This window comes from Zobellella maritima (assembly GCF_003075035.1).
Classification (GTDB): Bacteria; Pseudomonadota; Gammaproteobacteria; order Enterobacterales; family Aeromonadaceae; genus Oceanimonas; species Oceanimonas maritima.
Window position 1 is genome coordinate 1,560,243 of record NZ_QCZE01000001.1, and the last position, 14,289, is coordinate 1,574,531.

Annotated in this window: 12 protein-coding genes; 2 read left to right on the top strand and 10 right to left on the bottom strand. The window is 56.0% G+C overall.

Annotated elements, in window-relative coordinates; genetic code table 11:
- Positions 1–66: 66 nt before the first annotated feature.
- The 3 genes from antC to antA are packed head-to-tail and all read right to left on the bottom strand — an operon-like array spanning position 67 to position 2,974.
- Positions 67–1,080 carry an anthranilate 1,2-dioxygenase electron transfer component AntC gene (gene antC, locus DCS96_RS07190; RefSeq protein ID WP_116473621.1) on the bottom strand — a complete coding sequence of 338 codons (1,014 nt, stop codon included), beginning with the start codon at positions 1,078–1,080 and terminating at the stop codon, positions 67–69.
- Between the two features lie 16 nt (positions 1,081–1,096).
- Positions 1,097–1,582 carry an anthranilate 1,2-dioxygenase small subunit gene (antB, locus tag DCS96_RS07195; RefSeq protein WP_116473622.1) on the bottom strand — a complete coding sequence of 162 codons (486 nt, stop codon included), beginning with the start codon at positions 1,580–1,582 and terminating at the stop codon, positions 1,097–1,099.
- 3 nt (positions 1,583–1,585) lie between these two features.
- On the bottom strand, positions 1,586–2,974 hold the full coding sequence (gene antA, locus DCS96_RS07200; protein WP_116473623.1) for an anthranilate 1,2-dioxygenase large subunit: 1,389 nt from the start codon (positions 2,972–2,974) through the stop codon (positions 1,586–1,588).
- A 290-nt stretch (positions 2,975–3,264) separates the two neighbouring features.
- Here antA and DCS96_RS07205 point away from each other — a divergent pair, with 290 nt between their 5' ends.
- Positions 3,265–4,242 (top strand): AraC family transcriptional regulator, encoded by a 978-nt coding sequence (locus tag DCS96_RS07205; protein ID WP_116473624.1) that lies wholly within the window; start codon positions 3,265–3,267, stop codon positions 4,240–4,242.
- An 85-nt stretch (positions 4,243–4,327) separates the two neighbouring features.
- Here the strand turns inward: DCS96_RS07205 and carB are convergent, their stop codons facing one another.
- From carB to DCS96_RS07240, 7 genes are all read right to left on the bottom strand, one after another.
- Positions 4,328–7,555 (bottom strand): carbamoyl-phosphate synthase large subunit, encoded by a 3,228-nt coding sequence (gene carB / locus DCS96_RS07210; protein WP_116473625.1) that lies wholly within the window; start codon positions 7,553–7,555, stop codon positions 4,328–4,330.
- A gap of 16 nt (positions 7,556–7,571) precedes the next feature.
- Positions 7,572–8,708 (bottom strand): glutamine-hydrolyzing carbamoyl-phosphate synthase small subunit, encoded by a 1,137-nt coding sequence (gene carA, locus DCS96_RS07215; RefSeq protein WP_116473626.1) that lies wholly within the window; start codon positions 8,706–8,708, stop codon positions 7,572–7,574.
- 415 nt (positions 8,709–9,123) lie between these two features.
- Positions 9,124–9,936, bottom strand: a complete 813-nt coding sequence (gene dapB / locus DCS96_RS07220) for a 4-hydroxy-tetrahydrodipicolinate reductase (protein WP_116473627.1) — start codon at positions 9,934–9,936, stop codon at positions 9,124–9,126.
- A gap of 161 nt (positions 9,937–10,097) precedes the next feature.
- Positions 10,098–10,709: an FKBP-type peptidyl-prolyl cis-trans isomerase gene (locus DCS96_RS07225; RefSeq protein WP_116473628.1), complete on the bottom strand. Its 612-nt coding sequence runs from the start codon at positions 10,707–10,709 to the stop codon at positions 10,098–10,100.
- 63 nt (positions 10,710–10,772) lie between these two features.
- The gene (locus DCS96_RS07230; RefSeq protein ID WP_116473629.1) at positions 10,773–11,684 is read right to left on the bottom strand and encodes an ROK family protein; all 912 of its coding nucleotides are present in this window, start codon (positions 11,682–11,684) and stop codon (positions 10,773–10,775) included.
- A gap of 9 nt (positions 11,685–11,693) precedes the next feature.
- Positions 11,694–12,479: a M48 family metallopeptidase gene (locus tag DCS96_RS07235; RefSeq protein ID WP_116473630.1), complete on the bottom strand. Its 786-nt coding sequence runs from the start codon at positions 12,477–12,479 to the stop codon at positions 11,694–11,696.
- Between the two features lie 103 nt (positions 12,480–12,582).
- On the bottom strand, positions 12,583–12,843 hold the full coding sequence (locus DCS96_RS07240; RefSeq protein WP_116473631.1) for a helix-turn-helix domain-containing protein: 261 nt from the start codon (positions 12,841–12,843) through the stop codon (positions 12,583–12,585).
- Between the two features lie 445 nt (positions 12,844–13,288).
- Between DCS96_RS07240 and DCS96_RS07250 the strand changes: the two genes are divergently transcribed.
- Positions 13,289–14,242, top strand: a complete 954-nt coding sequence (locus tag DCS96_RS07250) for an OmpA family protein (protein ID WP_116473633.1) — start codon at positions 13,289–13,291, stop codon at positions 14,240–14,242.
- The last annotated feature ends 47 nt before the right edge of the window (positions 14,243–14,289 follow it).

Consider the following 14,289-nt stretch of genomic DNA (forward strand, 5'->3'; position numbering starts at 1 on the left):
GGCAGTCAGGAAAATCATCGGAGCAGTCTTAAAAATTTCAGTGCTATTCGAAACAGTTATGCGGCATCAGCTGGAAACAAACTTTTCAAAATATAATTGGTGCTCGGCCACCTGATTCACTTCCAGCCAGTTTTGGGTTGCGTCTATCATGGGTGGCGGACCACACAAATAGGTATCGAATGGCTGCTGCAGATACTCCTTGTCGAACAGATCACAAACCACACCCTGCTTGCCCTGCCAATATTGAGACGGCTTCATCACGATGACGTCATAATCGAAGTCGGCCAGTTGTGCCTTAAATGAATCAAGCCGATCCAGCTCGCTTAAATCCATATCCTGAGTCACGCCATAGCATAAACGGACGGTTTGATGACAGTCCCCCCGTGCGGCCAGATCTTCCAGCATGCCAAGAAAAGCCGACAGCCCAGTTCCACCGGCCACCATCAATAAGGGTCTTTCTACTTCGCGCAGATAAAAAGATCCCATAGGCGCCTCAAAGGTTATTTCATCCCCGACCCGGCACCGGTAACGTAAATAGTCGCTCATTACGCCATTGGGCAGCAGCCGAATTAAAAAGCGGACATAACCTTCCGCAGCCGAATGATTGGCAAAGGAATAGGCGCGCCATTGATCCGTTCCCGGAATCTGGATACGGGCATATTGTCCGGGCAAGTAGCGCAACCGACTCCCTTCACCTTCGAGCTTGATCTCGATGAGCGCGGCGGCATCCGATACCTGCTTGAAGACGCTGACAGTGCCTTTGAAGCTCTCGCTGGAAACACTGCAGAGGGTGGAATCCACATCAAAATAAAATGATCCGGACGATTTGAGTCGCGTCTGACAGGCCAGTATATGGCCGGAACCTATTTCTTTATCAGACAGCGCTTCTTCGTCTATATAATCCAGTTCAACCTCGCCGGATTCGCAAAGCCCGCGACAGGTGGCACAGACCCCCTCACGACAGTCAACCGGTAAATTAACTCCCTGTCGTAAAGAGGCATCCATCAATAACTCGTTTTCCTTAACCTCGATGAATCGAGTCTTACCATCACGAAAAACGATAGCAGCGGTATAAGACATAATTACCCCAATCAGTTTAAACGTGATAAAAATCCAGTACGGAATCTATTTTATCGTTGAGCAAAATGGTCTGTTTATAGGTTATTTTCCAGCTGTCATTATCACGGCGCAGCCGATAATTGGCAGTACCGAAAAAATGATGACTTTCACCAAAACGATAATAATGGGTGACCCAGTTAACCCGAACCGTAAACAGACCCTTGCCATCTTCCTGATAGCGCAAATTATTAATCAGATGCAGGGTGCGCGGCATGGGAGTAGAAGCCGCCGACTTGCCGGTGCGCAGACGGAATACCCGATCTTCAATTCCTCCCCTGTCTGCATAATACATCAGGGACATTTCACGCTTGGGATCCCTGGTATGCTGATGTTCGGTTTCCCATTGGGGAATATGGAACTCGGCATCGGGGGAGAACTGCTCCAGATAGTTGTCCCAATCCTGATCATCGCACAACGCCGAAAGCTGATAAAAAAACTGTTCGAGTGAGTGTTGGTATTCCATGGATTACACCTCTTCAGACTTCTGTGATTTCTTTTCCAGCCCTTGCAACATCATTTCCTGCCAGGCCCCGTGCTGATTCACATAAAGCCCTTCCTGAGTAAACTCGACCCCGGTTATCACGGGCTTGATACCCAGTACCTGGCTGTTGGGCGTTTCACCGTATTGCCAGGTCTCGTAGCCACGGGAGATATCGCTCCAGGGTGAAATTCGCGCTTCAAAACCGCGCTGGGATTCCTTGAATTCAACCAGATCATCCGGTGTCCCCATGCCGGACACATTGAAGAAATCCTCGAACTGGCGGATACGGTTTTCCCGGTCGGCGGCCGACTCGCCCTTCACCCCCAGGCACAGGCTGATCACTTCGGTCTTGTTCCAGGCAACCGGGCGAATAATGCGCAGCTGGGAGCTGATCTGATCCATAAAGAACAGGCTGGGATAGATATTCAGGTTGCGCAGCCGGTGCATGGTCCACTTGGCCCGCTCTTCGTCATGGGCTTCCAGCAGGCGAGGCATGACGCTGTCATAACCCGGCCGTACCCTGGGATTGGGCATATCACTGAACAACAGGCTGTGACCATGATGGAAAGAAAACCAGCCATCGTCGGTATCCTTGTCACCGGCGCCCAGCTTGCTGTAATCCAGGGTATCGCCGCCGGTACCGTTTTTACTGGCCTCCAGCTCCCGGCGATGCTGTACCGTGCTCACATAGTTGTAGTGCACCGTGCTGACATGATAACCATCCAGGCCGTTTTCATTCTGCAGCTTCCAGTTGCCGTTAAAGGTGTAGGTGGACTGGCCGGGCAGCACTTCCAGTTCTCCATCGACCGATTGCTCGACCATCATGTCGAAAAATAACCGGGTATCGCCGAGGAAGTCTTCCAGGCTCAGCTCTGACTCCAAATCCAGGCTGATAAACACAAATCCCTTATAGCTGGAAATCCGCGCCTCACGCAGGCCCCGGCTGGACTTGTCGAAATCGGCGGGATATTCGGCCGGCGCCTTGACCTTCACCAGCCGACCGTCCGACTTGTAACACCAGGCGTGGAACGGGCAGGTAAAGGTCGACTGGTTGCCCTTGCATACCCGGGTCAGGGTGGCCCCCCTGTGCTGACAGGTATTGGCCAGGGCATGCAGCTCGCCCTTGCCGTCGCGGGTGATGATCATCGGCTGACGGCCGGCCTGCATGGTAATAAAATCGTTGGGATTGGCTATCTGGCTTTCATGACAGGCAAAGATCCACTGCTTCTCGAAAATCAATTCCATTTCAAGATCAAACAGCGCCTTATCGGTGAACATGTCCCGAGCTATACGATAAACACCTTGCTCTGGCCTGAAATCGAGACAGCCCTGGACAAATTCCTGCCACTGGGCAACGCTTCTGTGGGTGGTCATGGGGTCCTCTCCTTTTGAGCCTGATTGGTATGGAATCAATCTAGCGCTCAAGCCGGAGGGTCGATATGCAGTTTAGATGTTAACTATATGCACTTCCTGGTAGACCATTTGTTAACAGGTCGCTCTTTATGGTAAAACGCATTATCCGATTCTCCACGGAACTATCTCAGGAGAGCGGCACACGGCACGGGATTCGGCGTGAGGGATGTGAGTCAAATGCTGTCAACCCATGTCAGGGTTAACAACAGCGGATACGGCTGACGATAGGGACACAGTCGAAAGGGAAGCATATGAACCAGCACCATAACAGGGTACAGAGGCAGTTTTTGGCGATAGAGCTGAGCAGCATCGGCTCGGCCCGCGATTGGATGGGTAGAATATGTGGTCCCCATAACCTCGAGATCAGCAGGCCCCAGGATCTGCTGTTCCGTCATCAGGGGGCTTCTTTGGGCCAAATTTCCTTTGGCGTAATCGAATATTCCACCCCCGCCCATGTCAAGACCCAGGACTTGTTACACAGTTACAGCATCAGCCTGCCCCTGACCGGCTCCCAGTACATAGAGCATAAAAAAAACAGGATTGAATCGAACGCCCAGACGGGCTTGATCGTCTCTCCCGGCAACCCGGTCAGTCTGACGCTGGGGGCGGACTGCCGGAAGCAACTGGTGCGTATCTCCCGTACGGCGGTGGAACAAAAACTGGCGTCCCTGCTGCACAGAGACATCTCTGCCCCGATTATTTTTGATCCCGGCATCCGACTGAACGAAGGCATGGGCGACTGGTGGAGTACGGTCGCAACCCTGCAGGGAATGCTGAAGAATCAAAGCAGCCTGTTCGATTTTCCCGATGTCTGGTCATCTTTCCAGGACACCCTGATCACAGGATTGCTCTATGCCCAACCCCATAATTATTCGCGCGAGCTGGAAGATCGTCAGCTTAACCGGCCGACCTACCTGACCGAGCTTGAGTCGATGATGAAAGCCCATCTCGACCAGGCCCTGTCGGTGAATGATTTCGAAAAGGCCGCCGGGGTCAGCCGGGAAAAACTTTATCGGGATTTCCGCACCTTCTATGACTGCTCGCCTATGGCCTATTTCCGCAACCTGCGTTTCCAACAGGTCAGGATCCGCTTGCAACAAGCGGCCGCCAATGAAAGTGTCTCCAGCATCGCCATGGACTGCGGCTTTACCCAATTGGGCCGCTTTGCCAAAGAGTATCAGCAGCGCTTCGGTGAGCTGCCTTCCGAGAGCTTCAAGGGCAAACATTGATGAAGATTGTCGATCGCTCCTGATAACCAAACAAAAAAAAGGCGCCCACAGGCGCCTTTTTTTCGTTTGGCCGGTTGGCCGCTGATTACTTGCCGTTGGCGACCCGCTCGTGCATTTCCTGTACGGAGATCACGGAAGCGGTGGCGTCATAAGCCATCGCCATGCAGGTGGCAAAGGCACCGTTGAGGGTGGTGGTGTAGGCCAGCTTCTGGGCCAGGGCGCCACGACGCAGCTGGCGGGAATCCTCGATGGCCTGACGACCTTCGGCGGTGTTGACGATGTAGGTGTACTCATTGTTCTTGATGCGATCCAGAATATGAGGACGACCTTCATGCACCTTGTTCACCAACCGCGGGTTGATATTGGCTTCACCCAGCACCACGGCAGTACCGTGGGTGGCATCCAGCTGATAGCCGGCTTCCAGCAGGCTGGCGGCCAGGTCGACCACCCGCTGCTTGTCGCTGTGGCGAACCGACAGCAGGGCGCGGCCTTCTTTCGGCACGCCCTTGCCGGCGCCCAGCTGAGCCTTGCCAAAGGCTTCGGCGAAGGTTTCACCCACGCCCATCACCTCGCCGGTACTGCGCATTTCCGGGCCCAGCAGCGGGTCAACGCCGGGGAACTTGTTAAACGGCAGCACCACTTCCTTGACCGAGTAATAGGGCGGAATGATTTCCTTGGTCACCCCCTGCTCAACCAGCGACTTGCCGGCCATCACCCGAGCCGCCACCTTGGCCAGCGGGATGCCGGTAGCCTTGGATACGAACGGCACGGTACGGGCGGCACGCGGGTTGACCTCTATCAGGTAGATGTCGCTGTTCTTGACCGCGAACTGCACGTTCATCAGGCCGACTACGCCCAGCTCCAGGGCCAGCTTGCGCACCTGCTCGCGCATCTCGTCCTGAATGGTCTTGCTCAGGGTGTAGGGCGGCAGGGAGCAACCGGAGTCGCCGGAATGGACACCGGCCTGCTCGATGTGCTCCATGATACCGCCGATGACCACGTCCTTGCCGTCACAGATGGCGTCGATATCTACCTCGGTGGCGTCATCGAGGAAACGATCCAGCAGTACCGGCGACTCGTTGGACACGCTCACCGCCTCGTTGAAGTAGCGGCGCAGATCCTGCTCGTCATAGACGATTTCCATGGCGCGACCACCCAATACGTAGGAGGGGCGCACCACCAGCGGATAACCGATATCCACGGCCAGGTTCACGGCCTGGTCCAGGGCGGTCACGGTGGCGTTCTGGGGCTGCTTGAGGCCCAGACGATCCACCGCCTGCTGGAAGCGTTCCCGGTCTTCGGCGCGGTCGATGGCGTCCGGGCTGGTGCCGATGATCGGCACGCCGGCCGCTTCCAGGGCACGGGCCAGTTTCAGCGGGGTCTGACCGCCATACTGGACAATCACGCCCTTGGGTTGCTCGACGCGCACGATCTCAAGCACGTCTTCCAGGGTAACCGGCTCGAAGTAGAGACGGTCGGAGGTGTCGTAGTCGGTAGACACTGTCTCGGGGTTACAGTTGACCATGATGGTCTCGTAACCGTCTTCACGCAGCGCCAGCGAGGCATGTACGCAACAGTAGTCGAACTCGATGCCCTGACCGATACGGTTGGGGCCACCACCCAGCACGATGATCTTGTCCTTGTCGGTGGGCTGGGCTTCGCACTCCTCATCATAGGAGGAATACATGTAGGCGGTGTTGGTCGAGAACTCGGCGGCACAGGTATCCACCCGCTTGTATACCGGGAAGATTTCATGACGATGGCGCTGCTTGCGTACCTCGCCTTCGGCCACACCCAGCAGCTTGCTCAGGCGTGCATCGGAAAAGCCCTTGCGCTTGAGGGCGCGCAGCCAGTCGGCGGTCAGGCCGGCAAAGCCCAGCTCCTTGACCTGCTCTTCCAGCTTGATCAGCTCTTCGATCTGTACCAGGAACCAGCGGTCCACATTGGTCAGCTTGAAGATGCCGTCGACACTCATGCCGGCCCGGAAGGCATCGGCGATGTACCAGATACGCTCGGCACCCGGCTCCTGCAGCTCATGGCGAATGCGGGACAGGCTGTCCGCGTCATTCAGATCAACCACGGGGTCGAAGCCGGTCTGGCCGGTTTCCAGGCCGCGCAGGGCCTTGTGCAGCGACTCCTGGAAGTTGCGGCCGATGGCCATGACTTCACCCACGGACTTCATCTGGGTGGTCAGGCGGTTGTTGGCACCGGCAAACTTCTCGAAGTTGAAGCGCGGGATCTTGGTAACCACATAGTCGATGGCCGGTTCAAACGAAGCCGGGGTCAGGCCGCCGGTGATGTCGTTCTGCAGCTCGTCCAGGGTGTAGCCGACAGCCAGCTTGGCCGCCACCTTGGCAATCGGGAAGCCGGTCGCCTTGGAGGCCAGGGCGGAAGAGCGGGACACCCGCGGGTTCATCTCGATGATCACCATGCGGCCGGTCTTGGGGTCGATACCGAACTGCACGTTGGAACCGCCGGTTTCCACGCCAATTTCGCGCAGCACCGCCATGGAGGCGTTGCGCATCAGCTGGTATTCCTTGTCGGTCAGGGTCTGGGCCGGGGCCACGGTAATGGAGTCACCGGTGTGCACGCCCATGGCATCGAAGTTTTCGATGGCACAGACGATGATGCAGTTGTCGTTGCGATCCCGCACCACTTCCATCTCGTACTCTTTCCAGCCGATTAAGGATTCATCGATCAACAGTTCGTTGGTCGGCGACAAATCCAGGCCACGAGTACAGATTTCCTCGAACTCTTCCCGGTTGTAGGCGATACCACCGCCGGTACCGCCCATGGTGAAGCTTGGCCGGATGATGCAGGGGAAGCCCACTTCTTCCTGTACCTTGTACGCCTCTTCCATGTTGTGGGCAATCCCGGCGCGGGGACAGGCCAGGCCGATGCTTTTCATGGCCTGGTCAAAACGGTGGCGGTCTTCGGCCTTGTCGATGGCATCGGCGGTGGCACCGATCATCTCCACACCGAATTCGGCCAGCACGCCGTGCTTTTCCAGCTCCAGGGCACAGTTCAGTGCGGTTTGGCCGCCCATGGTCGGCAATATGGCATCGGGACGCTCTTTTTCGATGATACGACGCACCACTTCCCAGTGGATCGGCTCGATATAGGTGGCGTCGGCCATCTCCGGGTCGGTCATGATGGTGGCCGGGTTGGAGTTCACCAGGATGACGCGGTAACCTTCTTCACGCAGGGCTTTACAGGCCTGGGCGCCGGAGTAGTCGAATTCACAGGCCTGACCGATCACAATCGGGCCTGCGCCCAGGATCAGAATGCTCTGTATGTCTGTACGTTTTGGCATGACTCTTCCCTACTCCTTACGCGCGGTACTGCTTAATCAAATCGATAAAATGGTCGAACAGGTCGGCCGCTTCATGGGGACCCGGGCTCGCCTCGGGGTGGCCCTGGAAGCTGAATGCCGGTTTGTCGGTACGATGAATGCCCTGCAGGCTACCGTCGAACAGCGACTTGTGGGTGACCCGCACATTGGCCGGCAGGGTTGTTTCGTCCACCGCAAAACCATGGTTCTGGCTGGTGATCATCACCACATTCTTGTCCAGGTCTTTAACCGGATGGTTGGCGCCATGATGGCCGAACTTCATCTTGACGGTGTTGGCGCCGCTGGCCAGGCCCAGCAACTGGTGACCCAGGCAGATACCGAATACCGGGATATCGGTTTCCAGGAAACTCTTGATCGCCTCGATAGCATAATCACAGGGCTCTGGATCGCCCGGTCCGTTGGACAGGAAGATGCCGTCCGGATTCAGCGCCAGCACTTCGGCAGCCGGGGTCTGGGCAGGCACCACGGTCAGCCGGCAGCCACGATCCACCAGCATGCGCAGTATGTTGCGCTTGACGCCGTAGTCGTAGGCCACCACATGGTAGGGCAGCTCCCCCTCGGCAGGCTGGCTGTGGCCTTCGCCCAGGGTCCAGCTTCCTTCACACCAGGGATAGGCCTTGGCGGTAGTGACTTCCTTGGCCAAATCCATGCCTTTCAGGCCGGGAAACGCCTTGGCCTCGTTCAGTGCCTTGGCTTCGTCAAGTGCCGGGCCGGCAATGATACAGCCGGCCTGAGCGCCTTTTTCACGCAGGATACGGGTCAGTTTGCGGGTATCGATATCGGCAATACCCACTATATTATGGGCCTTGAGGTAATCGGACAGGGAGCGCTGATTACGGAAGTTGGAGGCGATAATGGGGAGATCGCGGATAATCAGACCCTGGGCATGAACCTGAGCCGACTCTTCATCTTCAGCATTAGTGCCGGTATTGCCTATATGTGGATAAGTAAGAGTTACAATTTGACGGGAATATGATGGGTCGGTGAGGATTTCCTGGTATCCCGTCATCGACGTATTGAATACCACTTCACCAACGGAACAACCGTCGGCACCGATTGCTGTACCACGGAAGACAGAACCATCTTCCAATACGAGCAGCGCTGAATGAGTCAAGACAACCTCCAAGTTAATTCTTATAAATCAACAATTTACCTGGCTGTCCCGAGTTACAGACAAAAAAAATTTACTGCATCTCGGCCTAATACTGGGCAAATTCTGCGTATTTTATATAAAAGCCGTGTTTTCGACAAACTTTTTCGTACTTTACTGCTGTTCTGTACAAGGGCAACATAAAAATTGAATTTTTATTCAAAAAATCAACAACAAAAGTCAAAAAACTCTAACTGAAGATAAAAAAGCTGTTATTGACCCTAACCTTACGAAAAAAATAACAAAAACAAAAAATAGAGAGTTTTATTCAACAAAAACAATAAATTAAGAAATAAAAACGAAATAAAGCAGGCCACAAAAACGTTTTTTCATCGTTGAATAACTAAAATTGTGCCCTGCCTCAGTGAATATTTTCAGTTTACTTCAGGTTCAGTACATCCTGCATGTCATACAAGCCAGGCTGCTGCCCGGCAATCCAGACCGCGGCCCGTACGGCACCATTGGCGAAGGTCAGCCGGTTTGAGGCCTTGTGGGTAATTTCGACCCGTTCACCGATATCCACGAACATGGCGGTATGCTCGCCGACTATGTCGCCGGCCCGCACTGTGGCAAAACCGATGGTATTGCGATCCCGTTCACCGGTAATCCCTTCACGGCCATAGACGGCGCACTCTTTCAGGTCTCGTCCCAGGGTATCGGCGATCACCTCACCCATGCTGAGGGCGGTACCGGATGGGGCATCGACCTTGAATCTGTGATGGGCTTCGACGATTTCGATATCGGTGTAATCGCCCATCACTTTGGCGGCCTGTTCCAGCAGCTTGAATACCAGGTTCACACCCACACTGTAGTTGGACGCCATCACCATGGCCGTCTCCTGGGTGGCGGCCTGGATTTCGGCCTTCTGGGCTTCATCAAAACCGGTGGTGCCGATCACCAGTCGCTTGCCGTATTGCCTGGCCAGGGCGATATTGCCCAGGGTCACATCGGGACGGGTAAAGTCGATGATCACATCGACGTCATCTATGATGGTTGCCAGATCATCGCGAACGATCACGCCCAGCCTGCCCACATTGGCCAACTCACCCGCGTCGGCACCGAGCACACTTGAGCCGGCATGTTCGATGGCGGCGGTCAGCACCACCCCGTCGGTGTTGGTAACGGATTCAACCAGTACCTTGCCCATGCGGCCATTACAGCCAGCCACGGCAATGCGAACCGGATTTGTCATGCTGTTTTCCTTTCACTTACTTTTGATGAAGAATAGACCCAAAGTTTGCCAGATAAGCCGATGCTTGCAAATTCTCTGACTGAAATGAGTACCGGGGATAAGCGAAGCTCGATATCCCCACCCTCACTCATTAAAAAGCCGGCGGTTGCCGGCTTGAGTATTTATGCGATTTCGAGCAGTTCGACTTCGAATACCAGGGTGGAGCAGGGCGGAATGGAGCCGGCACCCTGTTCGCCATAGGCCAGTTCATAAGGCACATACAGCTTCCACTTGGAGCCGGCAGGCATCAGCTGCAGCGCTTCGACCCAACCCTTGATCACACCGTTGACCGGGAACTGGGCAGGCTCGCCGCGCAGCACAGAGCTGTCGAATACGGAGCCGTCGATAAAGGTGCCGTGATAGTGCACGCGTACGGTATCGGTGGCGGCCGGCTTGGCACCGGTACCTTCGCTGAGGATTTCGTACTGCAGGCCGGAAGCGGTTTGCTGTACTTCAGCCCGCTCACCGTTGGCATTCAGAAACGCCGCCTGTTCTTCCTGCGCCTTGGCAGACTGGGCCGCCTGCTGCTCTTGCATGCGCTGACCGATAACCTGGAAGGCCGCATTGATGTCTTCACGGGATACGGCGAAGTCGATCCCATTGAGGGAGTCTGCCAGACCCTGCTGTACGGAAGCGATATCCAGCCCTTCAAATGATTGCTGGGCCAGCTGGTCACCAATCTGGCGACCAATTCCGTAGCTCGCCTGTTGCTCAATTGTCTCGTATGACGACATGACATTCCCTCTGTTTGGGTACAAAAAAGTCATGCTAACAAATTAACAGGGCGAGCTAAACGCTTAAGCGACGTACTTGGCCAATAATGCGGCACCACGGACCCCGCCGGCACCACCAAAATGGGGAGCGACGATGGTCGGTGGCCGGGCACCGTGCATCAAATAGCCGGGCAGGCGCTCCGCAAGCTGTCGATACAGCCAGGGATAATCACTTAACCCGCCGCCCAGTACCACCCTCCCCGGGTCCAGCTGGGTAACCAGATCACCTATCCCCGCAGCCAGAATATTCAGATACATATCCAGACACAGGACCGCCTCGGGCTGCTGTTGCTGCCAGGCCTGGATAATCTCCCGCCCCGACAGTGAACGACCGCTGCAGTGCAGGTAAAGCCGGCCAAGGCCGGTACCCGAGACATAAGTCTCCAGGCAAGCCTGCCGACCACAACCGCAGGAAAAGAGGGGTAACTCGGGGTAACGTAGCAAGAGGGTTGCGTTAATCCCCCCATGGCCAAACTCCCCGCACCCGCCCTGCAAACCACCGAGCAGGCGCCCCTGATGGAGCAGGGCACCACCCACACCGGTCCCCAGGGTCAGGGCCAGAACCAGTTCGGTACCGGCGGCGGCGCCTTGGTGATACTCCGACAATAAAAAACAGTTGGCGTCATTACCGGCATAAACAGGTCGCGCCAGGCGATGCTGCACGTCGGCCACTAATGTCTGACCATGGATCACCGGCACATTGGGTGCCAGTATCTGGCCGTCGTCCGGCCTGAGCATACCAGGAAAGCCCAGCCCGACCTTGCCCCGACAGTGCCACCGGCGGTCGGCGGCGGCCACACGCTGGCCGACTTGCTCAACAAACGCCGGGTAATCCTCACCGGGAGTGGCATAGGTCTCCCGCTCCCGCTCGTTAAAGTCATCGTCGAAAACAGCAAAGGCAACCTTGGTGCCGCCAATATCAAAACCGTAATACATGGACCAGCCTTAACGATGGCAAGCAGGCACTTTGCCCTGATTGCGTGCCTGTTGATAGACAGACTGCGCCTCGGGCATCAGGGCATTCAGCTCCTGGATACGGGAGCCATGGGAAGGGTGGGTAGACAACAGCTCGGGAGGCTGCTGCCGGCCCGATGAGGCGGCAGACATATTCTGCCACATGTTGACGGCTTCTTCCGGCCTGAAGCCGGCCTGGGCCATCAACTGCAGGCCCAGGCGATCGGACTCGACTTCCTGCTCTCGATCATAGGGCAGCAGGTACCCCACCTGCACACCCAGTCCCAGGGCCGCCATCGCCGGCTCGCGCAGGCCTGACTGTCCCAGGGCCGCATCGGCAACCCCCAGCCCCATGTTGGTCAGCTGAGAGCGGGAGACCCGCTCGTTGCTGTGTTTGGCCAACACATGAGCCATTTCATGGCCAATCACCGACGCCAATTGATCCTGGGTCTTGGCCACTTTCAGCAAGCCACTGTAGACCCCGATTTTACCGCCGGGCAAGGCGAAGGCATTCACCTCCGGAGAGTCGAATACCACCACTTCCCAGGGACTCTGACGATAGGAGGAGGGCAATACGGTCACCAGCTGGTTGGTCACACATTGGACATAGGCATTGTCACTGCGGCTGGTGCTGAGCTTTTCCTCGCCCTTGATTTGTTCGAATGAGGACTGGCCCAGGGAGGCCATTTCCGCTTCGGAGAACAACAGCACCTGACTCCTGCCGGTCGGCGACTGAGTACAGGCCAAAAGCAGCCCTGAAACAAGCATGACAGACATTGAACGGATAATACGCACAACACACCTCACCTGCGAAAAATTAGTATGCCGCACCTTTTAGCATAAAGCAGGCGATGAAGGCAGCCCCAGACTCGCTGACGGTTCAGTGTAACTGCTCCGGGCTGACCTGTCCCACTTCACTCAGGGTCTTGTTGGACAACAACCACAGAGTATATTTATGCAGTTCAGGATGCTGGGCCAGCGCCACCAAAAAGGCACCTCCCACCTCCCGGTAGCCAAGCTCGTAATTCTTCAGGGTGGTAGGCGGAACTTGGAGCAGCTCAGCAAATTTGGGGCGGCTGAGTCCCATGGTCTCGCGAATTTGCCGGATTTTCTTTCCGACCAGACTGGTATCAGGATTCATAACCTGGCTACTCCTATAGGGGATACCGATAACATCATTACTTCATTACTTCTATTGGTTAATTCTAGTTAATATTTGACAAAGAGACTCGTTATGAACTTGACAAATTTTGTCATCACACGCTTAAAAAGCTTCGTGTGAAGCAATATCCGAGTCAACAGCCAAGCCAAATAACGCTGACCACCGGGTCTGAACCGGTAAAACCTGCGACAGATTCGGCCCTGCCATTGATTCCACTCCTTGTCCGGCATATGGAAAAGCGCTAGTCTAGGCTCCGTGCGGGTACACTAGTCGGGCGTTAGCAGCATGATGGACACTCCCGGTTATAATAACGAGATAAGAAAAGGACTCGCCCGCATTACACCAACCCCATCGACATTCCGTCCCTGGCTTGGTGTTACGTACATTTCGGCATTACCGAATTTTCATAAATGAGGACGATGAGATGAAAAAAACAGTGGCTCCTTCTCTGATTGCCGTTGCCTTGGCAACCGCGGGTGTAGCAACCAGTGTACAGGCAAACGACTGGTACCTGGGCGCTGGCGCAGGCTATGCCCAGTACGAAGATATCAAACGTGACCAGCCTGAAGCCGATAACGATGAAGCTGCCGTGACCATGTTCGGCGGTTACAACTTTAACCGGTACTTCGGTGCCGAACTGGGCTTCAACAATTATCGCGGTGCGGTTGATACCCAGGCCCTCAACCTGTCGGCCATCGGCCGCCTGCCCCTGAGTGAGCGCGTATCCTTGTTCGGCGAGCTGGGCGCACTGGGCTGGGACTCCGACGCCCAAGCCGGTGATGATGGCGTTGCCCCCCTGGCCGGCCTGGGCCTAACCTATCAGGTTTCCGATCTGGTCGACGTGCAGGCCCGCTATCGCCGCATCGAAGACATGGGCGATCTGCAAAACAACGGTTTTGAAACCGATGTCAACAACCTGATGCTGGAACTGGTGCTGCACCCCAACCGTGGTGACAGCACACCGCCCCCTGTTGCCCCGGTCGCACCCCAGCCCCAGGCTGAAACCACCTACGAAACCCGCACCGTGACAGCCGATGCCGCTATCTACTTCGGTTTTGACAAATCGGATCTGTCCGCCGAATCCCGCGCCACCCTGGACGAAGTGGCCCGCTTCGCCAACGACAACCCCGAATACCAGGTTGAGCTGGCCGGTTACGCCGATCGTATCGGTAGCGCCGAATACAACCGTGACCTGTCCATGCGTCGTGCCATGGCCGCCCGTGAATACCTGATGCAGCGCGGTGTAGCCGGCGAAAACATCCAGACGGCCTGGTACGGTAACGAGCTAGCCCAGGGTGTTACCGATGCCGAGCGTCAACTGGACCGTCGGGTCGATGCCAAGGCACAGGCCACCATCCAGGTTGAAATGGCCCAGTAACCCAGCCTGAATACGGCATGTAAAACGGCTCTGCGGAGCCGTTTTTA

Excerpts from the sequence above, each read along its gene's own strand:
- DCS96_RS07235 (WP_116473630.1), bottom strand. The coding sequence starts at position 12,479 with ATGTCTGTCATGCTTGTTTCAGGGCTGCTTTTGGCCTGTACTCAGTCG.
- carB (WP_116473625.1), bottom strand. The coding sequence starts at position 7,555 with ATGCCAAAACGTACAGACATACAGAGCATTCTGATCCTGGGCGCAGGC.
- antB (WP_116473622.1), bottom strand. The coding sequence starts at position 1,582 with ATGGAATACCAACACTCACTCGAACAGTTTTTTTATCAGCTTTCGGCG.
- dapB (WP_116473627.1), bottom strand. The coding sequence starts at position 9,936 with ATGACAAATCCGGTTCGCATTGCCGTGGCTGGCTGTAATGGCCGCATG.
- DCS96_RS07225 (WP_116473628.1), bottom strand. The coding sequence starts at position 10,709 with ATGTCGTCATACGAGACAATTGAGCAACAGGCGAGCTACGGAATTGGT.
- antC (WP_116473621.1), bottom strand. The coding sequence starts at position 1,080 with ATGTCTTATACCGCTGCTATCGTTTTTCGTGATGGTAAGACTCGATTC.
- DCS96_RS07230 (WP_116473629.1), bottom strand. The coding sequence starts at position 11,684 with ATGTATTACGGTTTTGATATTGGCGGCACCAAGGTTGCCTTTGCTGTT.
- antA (WP_116473623.1), bottom strand. The coding sequence starts at position 2,974 with ATGACCACCCACAGAAGCGTTGCCCAGTGGCAGGAATTTGTCCAGGGC.
- DCS96_RS07205 (WP_116473624.1), top strand. The coding sequence starts at position 3,265 with ATGAACCAGCACCATAACAGGGTACAGAGGCAGTTTTTGGCGATAGAG.
- DCS96_RS07240 (WP_116473631.1), bottom strand. The coding sequence starts at position 12,843 with ATGAATCCTGATACCAGTCTGGTCGGAAAGAAAATCCGGCAAATTCGC.
- DCS96_RS07250 (WP_116473633.1), top strand. The coding sequence starts at position 13,289 with ATGAAAAAAACAGTGGCTCCTTCTCTGATTGCCGTTGCCTTGGCAACC.